This window comes from Natronococcus jeotgali DSM 18795 (genome assembly GCF_000337695.1).
GTDB lineage: Archaea > Halobacteriota > Halobacteria > Halobacteriales > Natrialbaceae > Natronococcus > Natronococcus jeotgali.
Genome location: NZ_AOIA01000162.1, coordinates 55,317 through 74,189, shown reverse-complemented (window position 1 = coordinate 74,189; position 18,873 = coordinate 55,317). Strand labels below are relative to the sequence as shown.

The following is an 18,873-nucleotide window of genomic DNA, read 5'->3' as shown; positions in this document are numbered from 1 at the left end:
GCACTCGCCAGCGCCTCCGTCTGCTTCGTCGCGACCGCGGAGACGGGCGATCGGTCGGCGCTGGCGGCGGTTCTTCGCAAGCGGAGTCGACCGCGCTACCGCCACTTGCCGGCCATCGCCGCGAACAGCCGATCGTCGAAGGCCGCCCGCCCGCTGCCGTCCTCGGTCTCGATCGCCTCGAGGTGGTCGGTCGGGATCTGACTGCCGCCCATCCGGGCGTGACCCCCGGCGTTGGCCATCGGGACGTCGCTGACGGCATGGCGAAGCGTCTCGCCCATGTGGACCCGGTCGTCCCGGGAGCGGCCCGAGACGTGGACCGTCCCCTCGTACTCGCCGTAGACGGCGACCGCGGTCACCCCCTCGAGCTGGATCAGCTCGTCGGCGGCCTGCGAGATCGCGTCGACGTTCCCGATCGAGCCGACGTCGCAGACGGCGAACGAGCCCTCGATCCGGCGCTCGGTGATCGCCCGGGCCTTCGTCTTGAGGACGTCGTCGCTGACCTGGGGGTTGGCGATCCGATCGAGCAGATCCTCGTCGATCCCGTCGTAGAGGTAGCCACACGCCGCGAACTCGGCCCACGAGCAGCCGCGGGTCAACCGGTTCGTGTCCGACTGAATGCCGTAGAGCAACCCCGTCGCCAGCGCGGGCGAGAGCGCCGGCTCGAGCCCCCCGTCGGTCTCGCCCGCGGGGGCGCCCAGCTCCTCGAAGTACTCCGCGACGATCGTCGAGGCCGCGCCGTAGTTCGTCCGAACGTCGGTGAACTCGGTTCCGGTGCCGTTCCCGGGGTGGTGGTCGACGACCGCGACGGGCTCGACGAGCTGGGCCCCCGTGAACCCTCGCGGCGTGTTGTGATCGACGAGGACGACGGGCTCGGCGGCCAGCTCCGAGGCCGCCTCGACGCGCTCGAGATCGAGCTCGAGGACGGTTCGGAACGCGCGGTTCTCCTGGTGGCGGATCTCGCCGGGAAACTGCAGGATCGGATCGGTGTCGACCGACGAGGCGATCTCGGCGATCCCCATCGCACACGCCATCGCGTCGGGGTCGGGATTGGGGTGTAACAGCACCGCGACCTCGTCGTAGCTCTCGAGCAGGTTGCGAAGCCGCACGCCGGGCGGGCGGCGAACCCACCGACCGAACCACCAGCCGCCGACCGCGACGCCGCCGACCGCGACGACGAGCAGGGAGACCACGAGCGGATCGAGCGTCCGAACCGCATCCCCGGCCGGGTCGAGGGCCAGCGTGACGGCCTCGATCCCGTCGCTATCGGCGCCTCGGCGTCGCATACCGCACCATTACATCGGATCCTCAAGAAGGTTCTCCCCGGCTCGTTCCGCGTAATCGCCACCTACTCGCGGGCGGCGATCGCCTCGCGGTACCCCTCTCGGAACGTGGGGTAGGCGAGCTCGTAACCGAGCTCCCGGAGCCTCGCGTTCGAGCAGCGCTTGCTCGCCAGGATCCGACGGCGGGCCGTCTCGGAGAGGTCGTCGTCCTCGAGTCGCTCCGCCTTCGTCCGCTTCGGCGGTCGCTCGAGGCCCGCCTCGTCGGCCAGCCAGTCGGCGAAGGTCCACTTCTCGACTGGCTCGTCGTCGACCACCTGGACGACCTCGCCGCGGGCGCGGTCGGCCTCGAGCAGGTGCCGGACGGCGCCGGCGGCGTCGTCGCGGTGGACCATGTTCAGGTACCCCGCCGTGACCGGGCCCTCGAGGTAGCGCTCGAGGCGGTAGCGGTCCGGCCCGTACAGTCCCGCATAGCGCGCGACGGTGCCGTCGAACCCGTACTCCGGAGGGGTCTCGCGGGCGATCCGTTCGGCCTCCGCAAGCACCTCGGTCTTTTCGGTCATCGGCTCGATCGGGGTCTCCTCGTCGACCCAGTCGCCGCCGTGGTCGCCGTAGACGCCCGTCGAGGACGTGTAGACCAGTCGCTCGGGCGGGTTCTCGCGCTCGCCGAACGCCCCGATCGCCGTCTCGAGTCCCTCGACGTAGATCTCGCGGGCGGCCGCCGCGTCGCGACCGCCGCTGCTGGCCGCGAAGACGACGGCGTCGACGTCCGGAACGGCCTCGAGGTCGGTCGGGTCGGTGAGGTCTGCCCGGATCGGGTCGATGCCGTCGCCCTCGAGCCGTTCGATCCCGTCGTCGGAGCGGCGGACCCCGATCGCCTCGTGGCCGCGCTCGAGGAGCTGGCGTCCCAGTTCGCGGCCGACGTAGCCACAGCCGAGAATCGCAACTCGCATACCCCGACTCGGTGCCCGGCCCCCATAACCGCACCGACGGCCCGGGAGCCGACGGGCGCCTCCTCGAGCGAGGTCCCGGGCCGATTCGAGCCGGGAACGCGCGGAGCACCTTTGCCGCTCGAGGCGAAACGGGGGGGTATGAGCTTCATCGCCGAGTTCGAGCTCTCGACGCCGATCCTCCGGGAGACGGCGGTCGCGAGCTCGAAACTCGCGGTCGAGCAGATCTACCGTTCGGGGGACGACACCACGAAGCTCGTCTTCTGGGCCTACGGAGACGATCCAGGGGCGATCGAGGCGGCCCTCGAGAACGATCCCACCGTCGCCGAGTACTCGCTGCTCGAGGCGCTGTCCGAGCGTCGGCTCTACAGCGCGGCGCTGACCGAGTGGGGTACCGACCTGCTGATCTACCCCGCGGCCGCGACGAACGACATCTCCTTTCGCGACGTCACCGTCACGGGGGACGGAGAGACGCGGATCCGCGCCCGCGTTCCCTCCCGCGAGGCGCTGCAGGCCTACCGCGAGAGCTGTCTGGAGCGGGACCTCGGGTTTCGGCTCCGGCGGATCTTCCGGGAGTCCGAGTCCGAAACCTCCCCATACGGCGTCTCGAGCAGGCAGCGCGAGGCGCTGCTGGCCGCCCTCGAGGCGGGCTATTTCGACGTGCCCCGGGAGGCCACGCTGGCGGCGGTCGCCGAGGAGCTCGAGATTTCGGATCAGGCGCTGTCGGCGCGGCTCCGCCGCGGACAGGCCGCCCTGCTCCGGAACACGCTCGCGACTGCCGACCCCACTTGAAACGTTGGCGATCCAATCAGTGCCGTTTCACCGCTCCCGGCGATACGGGGAGGTATGACTTCGATGACAGCATCCGACGGGGCGAACGGATCCCCGACGACCTACCAGGCCGATCCCGACCAGTCGCTCAGCCAGGCCGTTCTCGAGGCCGTCGGCGAGGCCACCGGCGTCGACCAGCTCGAGCTGGCCGACGAGTTCGGCCCGCTGTACCACGCGATCGACCCGTCGGCGCTCGACTCGCTGTTCCGCGAGCGCGCCGAGACCGGCCGTTCGATGGGCAGCGTCACCTTCGAGTACGCCGGCTACCTGGTGTCGGTCGACCGAACCGGACAGGTAACCCTCACCTCCTGACGGCCGCTACCGCGCGCGACCCGCGATGACGTGCTGGAGGCGGACGTACTCCTCGAACGACATCGGCGCGCGCCGTTCGATCTTCTGTTGAATCTCCTTGGCGTCGAGGTCGAGCTCCAGGTGGCTCTCGACGGCGTCGACGTCGAGCACCGCCGTCGTCATCCCCAGCAGCAGGTGCTCGCAGGCCATCGTCTCGATCGTCTCGGCGTCGGGCTCCCCGTCCTCGAGGGCCTGGATCTCGGCGGCCGCCTCGAGCGAGAGGGCGGGCGACTCGCCCGCCAGCAGCGCCTCGAGGGCGTCGCGATCGGCGCTCGTTCGCTCGGCGACTGTCTCGAGCCCGCGCCGGTCGACGATCGAGGCGAGCTGGTCGTCGTACTCCGCCCGGAGGTCGGCCGCCGTCTCGGGGACGGACGTCCGCTGTTCGTAGAACATACGCGAGACCACAGCGGTCGGCCCCAAGTGGATTGCCCTTCCGGCGGCGCCGTCGGTATTTATACCCGTCCGCGATATCCCGAATCGTTCGAGTTCGCCCGACGCGCCCCCTGCTAACGGTTTTCAGGGGTAAAGTGACCGGTACATTTAAATTACCGGCGACAGTAGATGCGGGTACCAGAACGCCACCGGGGCGCGTATCGCTCGACGATCGATGACAGGAAATCTTATTCACCGAGGTTTCGCAGGTCTCGAGCGAACGCTGTACGCGGCGGGGCAACGAGCCGGCGACTCGCCGAACGCGCGGGTCGACGCCCGGCGACGAGCAGCTCCGACCGCTCCCCGGTGCGGGTATGGCACAGAGGTTTGACTAACACATGGTAGACGAATCGAAAAACATCGAACTGACAGAGGACGACCTCGAAAACAACTCCAAGGGACAGCTTATCAAGAAGGCGGGTCAGCTCCGCGACCGACGAAACGAGCTGAACCAGATGGCCTCCGAGCGCGCCTCCGAGCGCGACGACCTCAACGCGAAGACCCGCGAGAAGGTCGACGAGGCCCAGGAGCACCGCGAGAAGCGCGACGAGCTCAACGAGCAGGTCCAGGAGCACAAGGACAAGCGCAACGAGCTCAACGCCGAGGCCAACGAGCTGTTCGACCGCGTCGAGCAGCTCAAGTCGGACATGGAGCTCGACGAGGGCAAGGACCTCGAGGAACTCGAGGAGGAGATCGAGCAACTCGAGTTCAAACAGCAGACCGAGGTCCTCTCGAGCGAGGAAGAACAGGAGCTCATCGAGAAGATCGAGTCCAAGCGCGAGGAGTACGAGGAGCGCAAGCAGAAGCTCGACCAGAACGAGGATCTCGAGGAGCTCGTCGAGGAAGCCGAGGAAGTCCGTTCGGAGGCCTCCCAGCACCACCAGAAGGTCACCGAGCTCGCGGACAAGGCCCAGGAGCACCACAACCAGATGATCGAGGCCTACCGCGAGGCCGACGACATCCGCGACGAGGCCGACGAGATGCACGAGTCCTTCGTCGAGGCCCAGGAGGCTGCCGACCGCCACCACGAGGACTTCGTCCGCGTCCAGAAGCGCCTGCGCGAGCTGGACAAGCAGGAAGAGGAGGAGCGCAAGTCCGAGCGCGACAAGAAGAAAGAGGAGGCCAAAGAGGAGGCCGAGGAGATCTATCAGAAGTTCAAGGAAGGCGAGACCCTCGACACCGAGGACCTGATGAAGCTCCAGAAGACCGGACTGCTGTAGGCCGATTCGTCAACCTGTGTCTGCTGCCGTTCGTTTCTCTCGGTAGTGACCGCCCCCCCCCTTCTCGACTCCGGGCGGTCCTGCTCGGCGGTCGGACAGTCGTCGTCTCGAACCCGTAGCCGTCGAGTACGATCCCCGATTCGACGGTCTCGAGGGACGGAGCTCGACCGCGAGCGTCGGCTCTGATCCGAAGACCGTGGTAACCGGGACTTACGTCGGCGATCGGGGACCGTGTGCGGGCGCCGGCTCCGGAGGCGATCGGTAGTCCGGCAATAACAATGCGTCCGTCGCGTGGCCCGACTCACATGCACGAGTCCAGGGACGACGTCGCCGTCTTCGTACCCGGGATCGACGCCCCGAGTACGGTCGCCTGCCTTCGGTCCCTTCGCCCTCGCGGTATCAAAACGATCGTCGGCTCCGAGACCGCGACCACACCCGGCGCGGTCTCGCGGTACTGCGACGAGTTCGTCCGCCTGCCCGATCCGGCCGAGGAGCTGGCGGCCTACGGCGACGCCCTCCTCTCGGTCGCCCGTCGGCCCGACGTCGAGACCATCGTTCCGGTCCGCGAGGAGGACGTCTACGCGCTGGCCCGACGCCGGGAGGCGTTCGCGGCATCGGTTGCGACCCCGTGGCCGTCGTTCGAGGCGCTCCGGACGGTTCAGGACCGGATCGAACTGTTCGCGGCGGCAGAGCGGGCCGGCGTCGCCGCCCCCGAGACCGCCCTCCTCGACGAGTGGGACGACTGGAATCGCGAGACGATCGTCAAACCCCGCTACTCGGTCGCCACGCCGGAGTACCTCGGGCCGACGTACGATCGGGTCGAGGTCGGTTCGACGGCCTACCAGACGCCCGGGACGCCGCCGAACGCGGCCGCGGAGATCGAGGCTCGCGGACACGTCCCGCTGGTCCAGGAGCGAATCGCCGACTCGAGGGAGTACGGCTTCTTCGCGCTGTACGATCGCGGCGAGGCGGTCGCGACCTTCCAGCACTGTCAGCGACGGGGCTGGGAGTACTGCGGCGGCCCCAGCGCCTACCGCGAGTCGATCTACCTGCCGGAGCTCGAGGCCGACGGCCGGGCGCTTTTGGACGAACTCGAGTGGCACGGGCTGGCGATGGTCGAGTTCCTGCGGGACCCTCGCGACGGGCGGTTCAAGCTAATGGAGATCAACCCCCGGTTCTGGTCGTCGCTGCCCTTTACCGTCCAGGCGGGCGCGGACTTTCCGTTCTACTACTGGCAGCTGGCGGTGGACGAGCCGATCCCGGGGAAGCCGACCTACGAAACGGGGCTGGGCGGCCACCTCCTGCGGGGGGAGCTGAGCTACCTGCACAGCGTCCTGACCGAGGAGTACCCCGCGGTCGAGCGCCCGTCGCCGCGGCGGGCCGTCCGCGAGGTCGGACTGTCGCTGGTTCGACAGCCCCGGTTCGACTACGCGGTCGCCGACGACCCGCTGCCGTTCGTCCGGGACGGCCTGAACGTCCTCCGGGAGTGGGTCGGCGACTGGACGGCCGATCCCGACGGCGAACTCCCCTACCGCGCCGACGCCGACGGACGGGTCGCCGACGACGGGGATTCCGCCGACGCACCCGGGGGCGTGACCGCCGAGTGACGCCGTCGGATCGCCAACGCTTAACGGGGTTGCGGCGTCACTCACGGGTATGACTCGAGGTGTCCGGAGTGGTCAGTAGCGATGGAATCGGTCGACTCGCCGTCCTCGCGGCCGGCGCCGCGGCCTTCGCGGTGGTCGGGGTCGCGCTGTTCGTGGTCTACCCCGAGACGCTCGCCGACCTCGCGGGCGTGCTCGCCGCGCTCGCCGCGACCGCTCTGGGCGTGCGGATCGTCGGTCCGATCGCCGGCAGCGTCTTTCCCGGCTACGACGTGGCCGAGGTCGCCGTCGAGGGACCGATCACCCGCGACGGCGGGGGCGGACGGTTCCCCTCGAGCCCAGGGTCGACGCCCGCCGACGACATCGTCGACCAGATCGACCGCGCCGACGAGGACGAGGCCGTCGACGCCCTGCTGGTGAAGCTGAACACGCCCGGGGGCGAGGTCGTCCCCAGCGACGACATCAAACTCGCCGCCGAGCGCTTCGACGGGCCGACGATCGCCTACGCGACCGACGTCTGCGCCAGCGGCGGCTACTGGATCGCCAGCGGCTGCGACGAGCTGTGGGCTCGCGACGGCTCGGTCGTCGGCTCGATCGGCGTCATCGGCTCGCGGGTCAACGCCAGCGACCTCGCCGAGCGGCTCGGGGTCTCCTACGAGCGCTTCGCCGCGGGGCAGTTCAAGGACGCCGGCACCCCGTTAAAGGAGATGAGCGACGACGAGCGGGCCTACCTCCAGGGGCTGATCGACGACTACTACGAGACGTTCGTCGAGCGGGTCAGCGAGGGCCGTGAGCTCGACCCGGAGTTCGTCCGCGAGACCGAGGCCCGGATCTACCTCGGCGAGCAAGCCCACGAGATGGGCCTGGTCGACGAACTCGGCACCCGCCGCGAGCTCGAGGACGAACTCGCCGATCGGCTCGAGCGGGACGCGGTGGCCGTCGAGGAGTTCGAACCCAGGCGGCCGCTGATGGCCCGCGTCGGCGCGGGCGCCCGGAGCGTCGCCTACGCCTTCGGCGCCGGGGTCGCGGGCCTCGTCGGCGACCGCGAGTTCCGGCTGCGATTCTAGCCGTGGTTTTATCGTCGCACGGGATCGAACGCCTACCGTGACAACGCTGGTGGTCTGTCTCGACCGGACCGACGACGTCGGACGCAAGACCGGGCTCCGGTCGCCCGTCGTCGGCTGGGAGGCAGTTCGCGCGCTGGTGACCGACGTCGGCCTCGCCGACCCCGAGGACTCGGGGGTCAACTCGCTGCTCGAGACGCTTCGGGTCGCCCAGGACCTCCGCGACGACGGCGAGGCGGTCGTGGTCGCCGTCGTCTCGGGGGATCGCGAGTCGATGGTGTCGGCCGATCGCTCGGTCGCGCGACAGCTCGACGACCTGATGGCCGCCCACGACCCGGAGTCGGCGGTCGTCGTCATCGACAGCGCCGAGGACGAGCGGCTGGTGCCGATCGTCGAGAGCCGCGTGCGGGTCGACTCGGTCGACCGCGTGGTCGTCCGCCAGGCCAGGGACATCGAGTCGACGTACTACCTGCTCAAGCAGTTCCTGGCCGACGAGGAGCTGCGCCAGACCGTACTCGTCCCGATCGGGCTGACGCTTCTGGTGTTTCCGATGCTCGCGTGGTTCGTCGGCCCCGCGGAGGGCGCCGCGGCGATCACGACGGTTATCGGGCTCTTCTTGCTCTACAAGGGGTTCAACGTCGACGAGGTCGTCACCGGGCTCGCCCGCCGGATCCGCGAGTCGCTGTACTCCGGACAGGTCTCGGTCGTCACCTACGCCGTCGCGGCCGGACTGACCCTCGTCGGGATCTTCGTCGGCGTCCTCGGCGTCTCGAGCCTCGAGGACGCCTCGGGCGTCGCGCTTCCGGCGGTGCAGTTCGCCTTCGACAGCGTCCCCTGGCTCGCCGCCGCCGCTCTGACCGCAAGCGCCGGGCGACTGCTCGACGAGGCGATCGGCGAGGAGCCGATCCGCGGCTCCTACCTGAATCTGCCCTTCATCGTCGTCGCCGTCGGGCTGGTCGTTCGGGGGTTCTCGGCGTACTTCCTCGAGCAGCAGGCGCTGATCGATCCGGTCCGGGTGTCGGCGATCGAGCTGGGCGTGCTCTCGATCGACACCTTCGGCATCGCGGCCGGCGAGCGGTTGGCGGGCTACGTTGTCGGCGCCATCGTCGTCAGCCTCGTCGGCGCCAAGGTCGCCGCGACCTTCAGCGGCGACGCCGACCGAACCGTCCTCGAGGACGTCGCGCCGGAGTCGGGGCTCACCGACGGCGGCCCCCAGGAACTCGACGGCTGGCGGTCGGACTCGGACGGCGATTCGAGCCCGGGCTCCGAGTCCGAGGCGGCCGACTCGGCGCGCGACGAGGACGGGTCGGGCCCAGACTACCCCCGGTAGCGACCGAAACTCGTCACCCATTTCCCCCTCCTCGCCCCAGAGGTCGATATGAGCGACGCAGACGGCGCCTGGGTCAGCCTCTTTTCGGGCGGCAAGGACTCGGCGTGGGCGCTGTACCGGGCCCTCGAGCGCGACCTGAACGTCGAGCGGCTCGTGACCGTCCACCCGACGGGCGACTCCTACATGTACCACGTCCCCGCGACCGAACTGGCCGGGCTGGCCGCCGAGAGCATCGGCGTTCCGCTGCTCGAGGTCGAGCCCGACGGTTTCGGGGCCGACGCCGCGACCGACGCGAGCGCGCAGGGCGACGACGAGCTCGAACCCCTCGAGGCGGCCCTGCGGGAGCTCGACGCCGAACTTCCGGACGGGATCGCGGGCGTCACCGCGGGGGCCGTCGAGAGCGAGTACCAGACGAGCCGGATCGAAGCGATGTGCGAGCGTCTGGACTGTGACCTGTTCGCGCCGCTTTGGCGCGAGGACCCCCGCGAGCTCGCCGACGCGATGCTCGCCGCGGGCTTCGAGATCCGGATCGTCCGGGTCGCGGCCTACGGCCTCGACGAGTCCTGGCTCGGGCGCACGCTCGACGCGGAGGCCCTCGCGGAGCTCGAGGCGCTCAACGAGGAGTACGGCGTCCACGTCCTGGGCGAGGGCGGGGAGTTCGAGACGCTGGTCGTGGATGGCCCGCACATGGATCGACGCATCGCCCTCGAGTACGAGACCGAGTGGGACGGGACTCGCGGGACGCTGCGNCGCTGGTCGTGGATGGCCCGCACATGGATCGACGCATCGCCCTCGAGTACGAGACCGAGTGGGACGGGACTCGCGGGACGCTGCGGGTGACCGACGCACGGCTGGAGTAACGGTACTGGACTGCGAGTGAGCGGAGCGAACGAGCAGTTTTTGGTCCAGATTTTTGCTCGAGCGGTTCGACCGAACGAAGTTCGGGAGAACCCGAGAGGAAAAAGGTGGTTCTGAGACGCTGGTCGTGGATGGCCCGCACATGGATCGACGCATCGCCCTCGAGTACGAGACCGAGTGGGACGGGACTCGCGGGACGCTGCGNCGCTGGTCGTGGATGGCCCGCACATGGATCGACGCATCGCCCTCGAGTACGAGACCGAGTGGGACGGGACTCGCGGGACGCTGCGGGTGACCGACGCGCGGCTGGAGTGAGCGGACTCGCGACGAACGTATCGTTCCTCGAGGAGCTACTGCGATTCCGCCGGATCGGGCCACGCGGGGGACTCGAGGTCGCCGTCGAGGACGGCCGACAGCGACGGCTCGAGGGCCGCGAGCCGATCGGTCGGCTCGACGAGCCGTCGCTCCCCGTCGTACTCGATCAGCTCGAGGGCGGCCAGCTTCGGAACGTGGACGTGCTGTAGCGACAGGAAGATGTCCTCGATCGCCTCGCCGGGGACGTCGGCGATGGTCGGTCCCGACTCCTCGAGGGCGATCGCCGTTGTCAGGTCGTTTACCGTCAGCCGACGGTCTTCGGCGCTGAGGACGGCCAGGACCCGCCGACGCCGTCGGTTCGCCAGGAGGTCGAAGACGACGTCGGGATCGGGGCGACCGCGTGTCATATCTACGTACCGGCGTCGCCCCCTATTCGTTGGTCGGGTTGTATGTTCAACCGTTCATATACTGCGGCTCCCGAACCCGTCGTGCGACGGCACCTGCGCCGCCCCGGGTCGCGGGCGGGAGCTACTCCGCGGCCATCGACGACTCCTGGGCCGGCGGCGTCACCGCGAGGGTGTTCTCGATCAGCGCCCGGTGACCGCGCTGGAGGCGCTCGGACAGCGACTGGGGCGTGATCCCGAGCTCGGCGGCGACGTCCGCGAGCGAGACCGACCGCGAGGAGAAATAGCCCATCTCCCAGGCGGTCAGCAACGCCTCGTGTTGCTTCTCGCTCAGCCCGTACTGGCCGACACCGCGGGAGTGCGCGCGGGCGAACAGCTGCGTGAGTCGGTAGGGAACGTCGAACTCGCTGCAGTAGGCCTGGAACTCGTCGAGGCTGTCCCGATCGACGAATCGCATCCGAAGCTCCCACTCGTCGCGTTGGGCGGACGCCTCGAGGATCGTCGCCCCCAGCTCCGTGTACGCGTACACCAGCGAGTCGACGTTCTCGGTCCACTCACCTCGGTACAGCATCGAGCGTTCGTAGTCGTCGATGTGTTCGACGCTTCGGATCGACGGATCGGCGCCGATCGCCCGCTCGAACGCGCGGCGGTCGACGCCCGACGCCCACAGATACGGGGTGAGAACCTCGTCGCCGGCGACGACGCGTTCGACCTCGACGACCAGCTCCGGCAGCGACCGGAGCGTCTCGTGGAGCGCGAACGCCTCGGCCGGAATGCGAAACTCCCCGAACAGACTCATAGACGCTACTTTTCCCGGGCCAGCATAAGTCAACCGCCTCGGGGTCAAGTGATTCGAGAGAGTTCGTCTCTCGTCATCACGCGAGACCTCCGGTGGTTCCCGGCGTGGGTCAGTCCGAGCCGTTCGTGATCGTCGTGTGCGCGCCGATCAGCGCGCCGGCCAGGTTCAGCTCCTCGAGGCGGGTGCCCTCGTCGATGATCGACCGCCGGACGGTGGCGCTCTCGATCGACGCCTCCGGGAAGATCACCGCGCAGTCGAGGTCGGTGTCGATCAGGGTAACGTCGTCCATCACGTGGACGTTCTCGCCGATGGTCGCGTTCTCGAGGGTCGCCGAGTCGGCGACCAGCGACTCGCCCTCGAGGTACCAGGCGACCGCCTCGAGGTAGCTCTCGGGGGTGCCGATGTCGAACCACGCCCCCTCGAACGTGTAGGCGTAGGTCGGCTCGCGATCCTGGAGCCACTGGACGAACCAGCCCGGCTCGTCGGGGTTGTTGTCGCCCGCGAGGTAGGTGTCGAACAGCGAGAGCGATTCCTGCGGGAAGGCGTAACAGGCGATCGAGACCAGCGTGCTGTTGGGGTCGTCGGGTTTCTCCTGGAAGTCGACGACGCGGTCGCCCTCGAGTTCGACCAGTCCGTACGACGTCGCCTTCTCCCGGGAGCCGACGTCGTAGGCCGCGAGCGTGGGCGCCTCCCGCTCGAAGAAGTCGTCGACGAACTCGGAGACGTGGAAGCTCATCAGGTTGTCGCCGGCGACGACCAGCAGGTCGTCGTCGATGTTCTCGCGGTCGATCAGCTGGGAGAGCGCGCCGACGACGCCGAACTTGTCGTCCTCCTCGGTGGTCTCCTCGACCGACAGCGTCGGCTTCTCGAACTCGCTGTCGGCGAGGTGGGCCTCGAAGTCGGCGGCGAAGCGCTCGTTCGTGCTGACGTAGACCTCGTCGATCCGATCGTCCTCCTCGAGTTCGGCGAAGATCCGATCGATGACCGTGGCGTCGCCGACCGGGAGAAACATCTTCGGTCGATGTTTCGTGATCGGCCACATCCGCGTCGCGTATCCGCCTGCCAGAACGACGGCTTTCATGCCCTCGAGTTCGCCGAGGGGATGTAAGTCGTTTACCCCTGCGCGCCGCGCGTCGCGTCGGGCGAAGCCGAACACATATGCGGGTCCGGCCGATCCGCCTATGTATGCGCGAGGCAGACGAGACGACCCGACAGCGACTCGCCGACGCGCTCCGGGACGAGCCGGCGACCCCGAGCGAGCTCGCGGTCCAGTTCGAGCTGACCCCGGAGACGATCCTGCGTCACCTCGAGCACGTCTCGCGGTCGATCGACGGCGGCGACGAGCAGTTCCTCGTGGCGCCGCCGACCTGCCGAGACTGCGGGTTCGACGACTTCGACGAGCTGTTGAACCGTCCCTCGCGGTGTCCCGACTGCAAGAGCGAGGCCGTCGACGAGCCGGCGTACACGATCGAGTAGCCGGCCGCGACCGTCGTGGCGGTTTCGACACGCCTATCAGTCGGCGTGGCAACGATCCGATATCGACGCCTCGAGCGGGCGGATCGCCGGTCTCGACGGACGCCGCCGACGCGAGGCCCGACGAACATACGCATGTCCACCCCCGATTCCGATCCGGATCTCGACTCCCCCGAGCTCGCCCTGGCCGTCCTCGAGTGGCTCGAGGACCGCGAGGAGTCCTCGGCGGACGTCGACGCCTGTCTCGAACTGCTGGCCGATCGGCGCCGCCGGCTGCTGCTCGAGGTCATGCGAACCTACGGCGAGGAGCTGACCCTGCCCGACGCCGCCGAGGAGGTCGCCGTCCGCGAGACCGGGCGCAAGGTGACCGAACTGTCCGCCGAGCGAGTCGCCAACGTCTACATCTCGCTGTACCACGATCACATGCCCCGGCTCGTCGAGGCCGGCCTCATCGAGTACGACCAGGAGCGGGATCTGGTGTTCCCGCTCGAGTGCCGCTAGAACTCGACGTTCGACGTCGAGGTCAGGTCGTCGCCGTCGTCGACCGGGCCCGGGCCGACGAACTCGTACTCGTCGTCGGACAGGTAGACCGCGCCGTCGGAGACGGTCACGTCGAGCGCCGAGAGGTACGCCCCCTCGCAGGGGCCGAACGTACACTCTCCGGAGTCGGCCGCGAAGTACGCGCCGTGGTTCGCACAGATCACCTCGCCGTCGCGCATCGGCGCGCCGTCGCCCTTGTCCAAGTTGATGTGCGTGAAGTGCTGACAGTAGTTGAGCCAGCAGGAGACGTCGTCCCCGGTAGCGACGAGGATCGCCTCCCGCTCGTCGCCCAGTTCGTCGACGACCCGAAACAGAAACGTCGACTCCGCGGGGACGTTCTCGAGGGCCGTAATTCGCTGTGTAGCCGCCATCGCTTCGCCGTTACGCATCAGGACTCGTGAACGTTTCGAGACCGTCTGACGGAGTTTTAACAGGCCGAGTCCCTAACGGCTGCCATGGACTCCTTCCTCGTCTACGGCTCGTACGGCTACACCGGCCGGTTGATCGCGCGCGAGGCGACAGCGCGCGGTCGCTCCCCGACCCTCGCGGGGCGCGATCGCGACCGGGTGACCGAGCAGGCGGCCGACCTCGGCCTCGAGGGGCGGACGATCGACCTCACGGAGGGACCCCTCGAGGACGAACTCCGCGAGTTCGACGCCGTGTTGAACTGTGCCGGCCCGTTCGATCGCACCGCCGAACCGCTCGTGCTGGCCTGCCTCGAATCGAACACGAACTACCTCGACGTCACCGGCGAGTTCCCGGTGTTCGAACGGCTTCGTCAGTACGGTGAGACCGCCCGCGCGGCGGGGATCGGGCTCCTGCCCGGCGTCGGTTTCGACGTCGTGCCGACCGACTGTCTGGCGGCGATGCTCCAAGAGGAGCTTCCTACGGCCGAGCGGCTCCGGCTGGGGATCAAAAGCGACGACGGGATCTCGCCGGGAACCGCGCGGACGATGGTCGAACTGGCGGGGCAAGGGGGGGTCGTCCGCCGAAACGGACGCCTGCTCACCGTCCCCGCCGCCTACCGGAGCCGGAAGATCGACTTCGGCGACGGCCCCGAACACGCCGTGACGATTCCGATGGGCGACGTCGTCACCGCCGCCCACACCACCGGGATCGAGTCCGTCGAGGTCTACGGCGCCGTCCCCGAACGAGGCGAGCCGTTGCTGTCGGCCGCCGACTCGCTGCGCTGGCTACTCGAGCGCCCGCCGATCGAGCGGGCGATGACCCGCGCGATCGACGCCCTCGTCGACGGCCCCGACGGGACGACGCTGTCGACGGGATCCGCGACCGTCTGGGGCGAGGTCGTCGACGGGGACGGCGGGCGCGCAACCGGGCGGTTGCACACGCCCAACCCCTACGCGCTGACGGCCGACGCCGCGGTCAGCGCGGTCGAACGCGTCCTCGAGGACGGGCTCGAGGCCGGGTTCCGGACGCCCGCGAGCGCGTTCGGCGCCGAGTTCGTCACGGAGTTGGCGGGAGTCGAACTGGACGTCCTCGAGTCGAACGCCGAGGCGGGGCTCGAGCCCGCCGACTGAGCGGCCCCGCTCCAGCGGGGCGGACCGTCGGTCGGAACGATCGCCTCGTCTCGATCCGTCGCCGAAACTCGGGCCGTCGAGCCACCGTTCGGACGCGATCGGCTACGCGTTCGAACCGCCCGTCTCGTCCGACTCCATGTACGCGCGAAACTCCTGGAACCCGTCCGACGTGGGAACGAGGACGTCGTCGCGGATCCCCCCTTCGAGCGCCCTGTAGAGGTCGTGAAGATCCTTGTAGTGGACCGCGACGACCGGAAAGTCCTCCGTGGTCAGGTCCCGCGCTTTCGCCTCCTCGACGCCAACCTCCTTCGCGGCCTTGCGGGTGAGAAACGTTCCGGCTATCCGGTTTTCCCCCGTCGCGTCGACGAGACACCAGATCACTTCCGGCACCGGATCGTCCCGCTGGACGCGTCTGTGCGGAATGTCGGCCTCACTCATCGCGCGCCTCACTCCTCCGCACTCGATTGCGTTCTCGAGAGCGGTCCCGCTGTCGGTCGAACGGATCGCGCGTCTCCGGGGGTCGCTCCCGATACGTCGCGTTCGGTAGGACACGATAGCATCTCATCGGATCGTTTTGGAAGACCGATCTCCGTCATACTATTCGTTGGGGATGCGAATTCACGCGCAAACCCTACATATACGGTGTTTTTTCCGATCGGCGCCCGTGACGGGACGAGGAAATCGGGAATCGACCTATCGATAACAGCGTTCCTCGACGCGCTCGTCGTACAGCCTCGAGAGTCGTTCGGTCACCGGGCCGCCTCCGAGTTCGGCCCCGTCGAGGACGTCGATCGGTCGCAGCTCCCAGGTGCGGTTGGTGAGGAAGGCCTCGTCGGCTCCGAGGACGTCGGCGAGTTCGTACCGCCCCGTCTCGACGTCGATTCCCGCCTCCCGGGCCAGCTCGAGGACGGTTTCCCGGGTAATCCCGGGCAAGACGTCGGCGTCGGTCGTCGGCGTGCGGAGTCGGCCCTCACGGACGAAAAACAGGTTGCTGGTGGCGCCCTCGGCGACCGCCCCCTCGACCGTCGACAGCAGGGCCTCGTCGACCCCGTCCTCGAGTTCCGCCCGCGCGAGGATCCCGTTGAGGTAGTTGTGCGTTTTCGCTCCGGCGGGCAGTGCCGCGTCGGGGATCCGTCTCGTCTCGACGCTGCGGACCGTCGCGGGCTCGTCCCAGACGGGGTCGCCCTCGAGCCCGCCGCGGGGGAGCGGTTTCGCGTAGACGACGACCGTCGGCTCGACCGATGGCCGGGGGGTCAGCTTCCCGGGCTGGACGCCGCGGGTGATCGACAGCCGGACGTAGGCGTCCGCGAGGTCGTTGGCCGCCAGCGTCTCGTCGATCCGAGTTCGGAGTTCGCTCCCCGAAAGGCGGTGCTCGAGGGCGAGGGCGTCGCAGGTCCCCGCGAGGCGCTCGCGGTGGGCCGCCCACTCGAGGACGCGGCCGCCGTAGGCTCGCAGGGTCTCGAAGGCGGCGTCGCCGTACCGGAACCCCCGGTCGTCGACGCTGACGGTCGCCTCCGCGGCGGGAACGAGTTCGCCGTCGATGTGGTAGAGACGGTCGCTCATCGCTGGCCCCGCGAGCCGGACCGTTCGCGCGCGGCGGCGAACCGACAGAAGTTCTCGATCATCCGCTTGCCGACTGACAGCGAGATCTCCCCGCCGTCGTCCTCTTCGGAATCCCGCGTGAGGATGCTTTCGGGGTGGAACTGTACGCCCAGGTGGGGTTTCTCGCGGTGGCGGACGGCCATCAGGACGCTTCGCTCGTCGGCGGTCCGGGCCGTCTCCGCGAGGCTGTCGGGCAGGTCCTCGCGCTCGACCGAAAGCGAGTGATAGCGGCCGACCTGGAACCGCTCGGGGAGCCCGTCGAACAGTCCTGCGCCGTCGTGGGAGATCCGCGAGGGCTTGCCGTGGACGACGTGGGGCGCGCGTTCGACTGGCGCGCCCGCCGCGGCACACAGCGCCTGGTGGCCCAGACAGACCCCGAGGATGGGGTACTCGGTCTCGGCGAACAGCGGGATCGAGATCCCCGCCTCCTGAGGGGTGCCCGGCCCCGGCGAGACGACGATCCCCGTCGGATCCAGCTCGCGGACGCCCTCGAGGTCGATCTCGTCGTTTCGTCTGACGAGAACGGCGTCCTCGTCCTGCGACGCCGTCGTGGGGGCCGTCGAAGCGACGGCCTCGCCGACGTACTGGACGAGGTTGTAGGCGAACGAATCGTAGTTGTCCACGACCAATATTCTCGTGCGCTCAGTCATCCCCGCCACCCCCATCCGTCGACTCGAGGCCCATTCCGGCCCGTTCCCCGAGCGCGTCGTCGATGGCGGCGATCAGCGCCCGTCCCTTGGCGAGGGTCTCGTCGTACTCGCCGTCGGGATCCGAGTCGTGGACGATCCCCGCGCCGACCCGGAGGTGGTACTCCTCGGCCTGGCGGACGAGCGTTCGGATGACGATGTTCAACGTCGCCCGCCCGTCGAAGCCGAAGATCCCGACGCTGCCGGTGTAGGGGCCGCGTCGGGTCGCCTCGAGCTCGTCGATGATCTCCATCGTCCGGGGTTTGGGCGCGCCCGTGATCGTCCCCCCCGGGAACGCGGCGGCGATCGCGTCCGCGAGGGTCAGGTCCGAACGGAGCCGCCCGGTGACGTTCGAGACCAGGTGCATCACTTCCGAGTAGCGATCGACGCGGCGGTACTCCTCGACGGCGACGCTGCCGTACTCGCTTACCTTCCCGAGGTCGTTGCGCTCCAGGTCGACCAGCATCGCGTGCTCGGCGCGTTCTTTCTCGTCGGTCAGGAGGTCGGCCTCGAGAGCCTCGTCCTCCTCCGGGGTCTCTCCGCGCGGCCGAGTGCCGGCGATCGGCTCGGTTCGGAGGAAATCCCCATCGCGCTCTCGCGGACTGCGAGACGGCGAGGCCGTCTCGTTCGAGGCGATTCCACCGCCTCGCCGTCCGCTCGCCGACTCCGGGGGGCGTGGCCCCCCGCGCTCGAGCAGCAGTTCGGGGCTCGCGCTCACCAGGTCGGCGCTGCGGAACTCGAGCAGCGCCGAGTACGGCGCCGGATTCACCCGTCGCAGGGCGTCGTAGGCCGCGACGGGATGAACTGCTGCGGGTGCAACCAGCCGCTGGGAGACGTTCGCCTGGAAGGTGTCGCCGGCCCGGACGTACTCCTTGACCCGCCGCACGCGGTCGGCGAAGGCCTCGCGGCCGCAGTCGCTCTCGAAGGTCGCCTCGTCGGTCGCGGCGGGCGGGGCACCGACCGCGGGATCGCCCTCGAGACACGCCCGGGCGAGCTCGAGGGCTCGCTCCCGGCCCCGGTCGTAGGCGTCCGCGAGGTCCTCGTCGGACTCGACGCGCGGACAGGCCGCGATCCGGAGGTCGGTCGGTCCGTCGTCGGGGGTCGGCTCCTCCCAGGCCGCCAGTCGGTCGTAGACGCCGACCTCGAGGCGGGGCAGCCCGCGGTCGTCGACGGCCGACTCGGGAAGGGCCTCGAGCTCGCGGGCGATATCGTAGGAGAGCCAGCCGACGGCGCCACAGGGGTAGGGGATCGAACACTCGCCGCGGGCGAGCGCCTCGCCCGCGAGGACGCCCTCGAGGGCGGCGAGCGTCGGCGACTGGCCGTCGGCCGGCCCGACGGCGTCGGGGCCGACGGTGAGCCCGTCGACGGGGTCGGTGCCGAAGTACCCCCAGCCGGGCTGGCCGCCGGTGGTTTCGAGGTAGACGCCGCCGGGGCCGTCGCGGGCCCGGCGGTACGCGAGAAAGGGATCGGAGACGGGGAGACGGACGACCACGGGCGCGCGGACGGTCGAGCCGTCCTCGAGCCCGTCGCGGGCGGCGGCGCGAAAGGCATCGGCAGCCGTCTCGACGCGCGGATCGCTCATACGCCCGAAGAGGGGCG

General features: G+C 69.3%; 21 protein-coding genes and 1 pseudogene. 11 read left to right on the top strand and 11 right to left on the bottom strand.

The features are described 5' to 3' along the window. Window positions 1–95: 95 nt before the first annotated feature. Both C492_RS20210 and C492_RS20205 read right to left on the bottom strand, forming a co-directional pair. Window positions 96–1,283, bottom strand: coding sequence for a DHH family phosphoesterase (locus C492_RS20210; RefSeq protein ID WP_008427029.1), 1,188 nt, complete (start codon window positions 1,281–1,283; stop codon window positions 96–98). 62 nt (window positions 1,284–1,345) lie between these two features. Beyond that, a complete protein-coding gene (locus tag C492_RS20205) occupies window positions 1,346–2,230 on the bottom strand; it encodes an SDR family oxidoreductase (RefSeq protein WP_008427028.1) in 885 nt (294 codons plus the stop codon). A 138-nt stretch (window positions 2,231–2,368) separates the two neighbouring features. Here C492_RS20205 and C492_RS20200 point away from each other — a divergent pair, with 138 nt between their 5' ends. Next, window positions 2,369–3,019, top strand: coding sequence for a helix-turn-helix domain-containing protein (locus C492_RS20200; protein WP_008427027.1), 651 nt, complete (start codon window positions 2,369–2,371; stop codon window positions 3,017–3,019). A 54-nt stretch (window positions 3,020–3,073) separates the two neighbouring features. After that, on the top strand, window positions 3,074–3,370 hold the full coding sequence (locus tag C492_RS20195; protein WP_008427026.1) for a HalOD1 output domain-containing protein: 297 nt from the start codon (window positions 3,074–3,076) through the stop codon (window positions 3,368–3,370). A 6-nt stretch (window positions 3,371–3,376) separates the two neighbouring features. Here C492_RS20195 and C492_RS20190 read toward each other — a convergent pair whose 3' ends face one another. Beyond that, window positions 3,377–3,802: a DUF5791 family protein gene (locus tag C492_RS20190; RefSeq protein WP_008427024.1), complete on the bottom strand. Its 426-nt coding sequence runs from the start codon at window positions 3,800–3,802 to the stop codon at window positions 3,377–3,379. A 377-nt stretch (window positions 3,803–4,179) separates the two neighbouring features. Between C492_RS20190 and C492_RS20185 the strand changes: the two genes are divergently transcribed. The 6 genes and pseudogenes from C492_RS20185 to C492_RS26095 form a co-directional block, all read left to right on the top strand. Then, on the top strand, window positions 4,180–5,061 hold the full coding sequence (locus tag C492_RS20185; protein ID WP_008427021.1) for a coiled-coil protein: 882 nt from the start codon (window positions 4,180–4,182) through the stop codon (window positions 5,059–5,061). A gap of 305 nt (window positions 5,062–5,366) precedes the next feature. Further along, window positions 5,367–6,668 carry a carboxylate--amine ligase gene (locus C492_RS20180; protein ID WP_008427019.1) on the top strand — a complete coding sequence of 434 codons (1,302 nt, stop codon included), beginning with the start codon at window positions 5,367–5,369 and terminating at the stop codon, window positions 6,666–6,668. Between the two features lie 68 nt (window positions 6,669–6,736). After that, window positions 6,737–7,732 carry a signal peptide peptidase SppA gene (gene sppA, locus C492_RS20175; RefSeq protein WP_008427016.1) on the top strand — a complete coding sequence of 332 codons (996 nt, stop codon included), beginning with the start codon at window positions 6,737–6,739 and terminating at the stop codon, window positions 7,730–7,732. 37 nt (window positions 7,733–7,769) lie between these two features. Then, window positions 7,770–9,059 carry a DUF373 family protein gene (locus tag C492_RS20170; protein ID WP_049893215.1) on the top strand — a complete coding sequence of 430 codons (1,290 nt, stop codon included), beginning with the start codon at window positions 7,770–7,772 and terminating at the stop codon, window positions 9,057–9,059. 48 nt (window positions 9,060–9,107) lie between these two features. Beyond that, on the top strand, window positions 9,108–9,899 hold the full coding sequence (locus tag C492_RS20165) for a diphthine--ammonia ligase (protein WP_239643466.1): 792 nt from the start codon (window positions 9,108–9,110) through the stop codon (window positions 9,897–9,899). A 225-nt stretch (window positions 9,900–10,124) separates the two neighbouring features. Further along, a pseudogene (locus C492_RS26095) lies at window positions 10,125–10,232 on the top strand (diphthine--ammonia ligase); the annotation flags it as partial. Between the two features lie 35 nt (window positions 10,233–10,267). On the opposite strand, the gene C492_RS20160 reads toward C492_RS26095, so the two are convergent. The 3 genes from C492_RS20160 to C492_RS20150 all read right to left on the bottom strand — a co-directional run bounded on the left by C492_RS20160 (window position 10,268) and on the right by C492_RS20150 (window position 12,516). After that, entirely contained in the window at window positions 10,268–10,639 is a 372-nt protein-coding gene (locus tag C492_RS20160) for a DUF7344 domain-containing protein (protein WP_008427011.1), read from the bottom strand. 121 nt (window positions 10,640–10,760) lie between these two features. Further along, window positions 10,761–11,435 carry a helix-turn-helix domain-containing protein gene (locus tag C492_RS20155; RefSeq protein WP_008427010.1) on the bottom strand — a complete coding sequence of 225 codons (675 nt, stop codon included), beginning with the start codon at window positions 11,433–11,435 and terminating at the stop codon, window positions 10,761–10,763. Between the two features lie 109 nt (window positions 11,436–11,544). Further along, window positions 11,545–12,516: a sugar phosphate nucleotidyltransferase gene (locus C492_RS20150; protein ID WP_008427009.1), complete on the bottom strand. Its 972-nt coding sequence runs from the start codon at window positions 12,514–12,516 to the stop codon at window positions 11,545–11,547. A 104-nt stretch (window positions 12,517–12,620) separates the two neighbouring features. Here C492_RS20150 and C492_RS20145 point away from each other — a divergent pair, with 104 nt between their 5' ends. Continuing rightward, window positions 12,621–12,911 (top strand): transcriptional regulator, encoded by a 291-nt coding sequence (locus tag C492_RS20145; RefSeq protein ID WP_008427008.1) that lies wholly within the window; start codon window positions 12,621–12,623, stop codon window positions 12,909–12,911. 132 nt (window positions 12,912–13,043) lie between these two features. Continuing rightward, a complete protein-coding gene (locus C492_RS20140) occupies window positions 13,044–13,409 on the top strand; it encodes a DUF7344 domain-containing protein (RefSeq protein WP_008427007.1) in 366 nt (121 codons plus the stop codon). Here the strand turns inward: C492_RS20140 and C492_RS20135 are convergent. Next, window positions 13,406–13,819, bottom strand: a complete 414-nt coding sequence (locus C492_RS20135; protein ID WP_049893219.1) for a Rieske (2Fe-2S) protein — start codon at window positions 13,817–13,819, stop codon at window positions 13,406–13,408. The two genes, C492_RS20140 and C492_RS20135, sit on opposite strands and share 4 nt — an antisense overlap. Before the next feature lie 84 nt (window positions 13,820–13,903). Here C492_RS20135 and C492_RS20130 point away from each other — a divergent pair, with 84 nt between their 5' ends. Then, a complete protein-coding gene (locus C492_RS20130) occupies window positions 13,904–14,986 on the top strand; it encodes a saccharopine dehydrogenase family protein (RefSeq protein ID WP_008427005.1) in 1,083 nt (360 codons plus the stop codon). Window positions 14,987–15,088: 102 nt separating this feature from the next. Here the strand turns inward: C492_RS20130 and C492_RS20125 are convergent, their stop codons facing one another. The 4 genes from C492_RS20125 to C492_RS20110 all read right to left on the bottom strand — a co-directional run bounded on the left by C492_RS20125 (window position 15,089) and on the right by C492_RS20110 (window position 18,856). Then, window positions 15,089–15,424 (bottom strand): hypothetical protein, encoded by a 336-nt coding sequence (locus tag C492_RS20125; protein WP_152424963.1) that lies wholly within the window; start codon window positions 15,422–15,424, stop codon window positions 15,089–15,091. A 255-nt stretch (window positions 15,425–15,679) separates the two neighbouring features. After that, complete coding sequence (locus C492_RS20120; RefSeq protein ID WP_008427003.1) at window positions 15,680–16,549, bottom strand: aminotransferase class IV; 870 nt, start codon at window positions 16,547–16,549, stop codon at window positions 15,680–15,682. Beyond that, window positions 16,546–17,238, bottom strand: a complete 693-nt coding sequence (locus tag C492_RS20115) for an anthranilate synthase component II (RefSeq protein WP_086009428.1) — start codon at window positions 17,236–17,238, stop codon at window positions 16,546–16,548. The genes C492_RS20120 and C492_RS20115 overlap by 4 nt, the downstream gene beginning before the upstream one ends. Further along, the gene (locus tag C492_RS20110) at window positions 17,231–18,856 is read right to left on the bottom strand and encodes an anthranilate synthase component I family protein (RefSeq protein ID WP_008426998.1); all 1,626 of its coding nucleotides are present in this window, start codon (window positions 18,854–18,856) and stop codon (window positions 17,231–17,233) included. Before C492_RS20110 ends, C492_RS20115 begins: the two co-directional genes overlap by 8 nt. Window positions 18,857–18,873: the final 17 nt, after the last annotated feature.

What these genes read in the sequence shown, in the direction of transcription:
- C492_RS20125 (WP_152424963.1), bottom strand. Translation starts at nt 15,424, where the DNA reads ATGAGTGAGGCCGACATTCCGCACAGACGCGTCCAGCGGGACGATCCG.
- C492_RS20110 (WP_008426998.1), bottom strand. Translation starts at nt 18,856, where the DNA reads ATGAGCGATCCGCGCGTCGAGACGGCTGCCGATGCCTTTCGCGCCGCC.
- C492_RS20150 (WP_008427009.1), bottom strand. Translation starts at nt 12,516, where the DNA reads ATGAAAGCCGTCGTTCTGGCAGGCGGATACGCGACGCGGATGTGGCCG.
- C492_RS20185 (WP_008427021.1), top strand. Translation starts at nt 4,180, where the DNA reads ATGGTAGACGAATCGAAAAACATCGAACTGACAGAGGACGACCTCGAA.
- C492_RS20145 (WP_008427008.1), top strand. Translation starts at nt 12,621, where the DNA reads ATGCGCGAGGCAGACGAGACGACCCGACAGCGACTCGCCGACGCGCTC.
- C492_RS20200 (WP_008427027.1), top strand. Translation starts at nt 2,369, where the DNA reads ATGAGCTTCATCGCCGAGTTCGAGCTCTCGACGCCGATCCTCCGGGAG.
- C492_RS20135 (WP_049893219.1), bottom strand. Translation starts at nt 13,819, where the DNA reads ATGGCGGCTACACAGCGAATTACGGCCCTCGAGAACGTCCCCGCGGAG.
- C492_RS20190 (WP_008427024.1), bottom strand. Translation starts at nt 3,802, where the DNA reads ATGTTCTACGAACAGCGGACGTCCGTCCCCGAGACGGCGGCCGACCTC.
- C492_RS20205 (WP_008427028.1), bottom strand. Translation starts at nt 2,230, where the DNA reads ATGCGAGTTGCGATTCTCGGCTGTGGCTACGTCGGCCGCGAACTGGGA.
- C492_RS20155 (WP_008427010.1), bottom strand. Translation starts at nt 11,435, where the DNA reads ATGAGTCTGTTCGGGGAGTTTCGCATTCCGGCCGAGGCGTTCGCGCTC.
- C492_RS20210 (WP_008427029.1), bottom strand. Translation starts at nt 1,283, where the DNA reads ATGCGACGCCGAGGCGCCGATAGCGACGGGATCGAGGCCGTCACGCTG.
- C492_RS20160 (WP_008427011.1), bottom strand. Translation starts at nt 10,639, where the DNA reads ATGACACGCGGTCGCCCCGATCCCGACGTCGTCTTCGACCTCCTGGCG.
- C492_RS20130 (WP_008427005.1), top strand. Translation starts at nt 13,904, where the DNA reads ATGGACTCCTTCCTCGTCTACGGCTCGTACGGCTACACCGGCCGGTTG.
- C492_RS20115 (WP_086009428.1), bottom strand. Translation starts at nt 17,238, where the DNA reads ATGACTGAGCGCACGAGAATATTGGTCGTGGACAACTACGATTCGTTC.
- C492_RS20180 (WP_008427019.1), top strand. Translation starts at nt 5,367, where the DNA reads ATGCACGAGTCCAGGGACGACGTCGCCGTCTTCGTACCCGGGATCGAC.
- C492_RS20120 (WP_008427003.1), bottom strand. Translation starts at nt 16,549, where the DNA reads ATGAGCGACCGTCTCTACCACATCGACGGCGAACTCGTTCCCGCCGCG.
- C492_RS20140 (WP_008427007.1), top strand. Translation starts at nt 13,044, where the DNA reads ATGTCCACCCCCGATTCCGATCCGGATCTCGACTCCCCCGAGCTCGCC.
- C492_RS20195 (WP_008427026.1), top strand. Translation starts at nt 3,074, where the DNA reads ATGACTTCGATGACAGCATCCGACGGGGCGAACGGATCCCCGACGACC.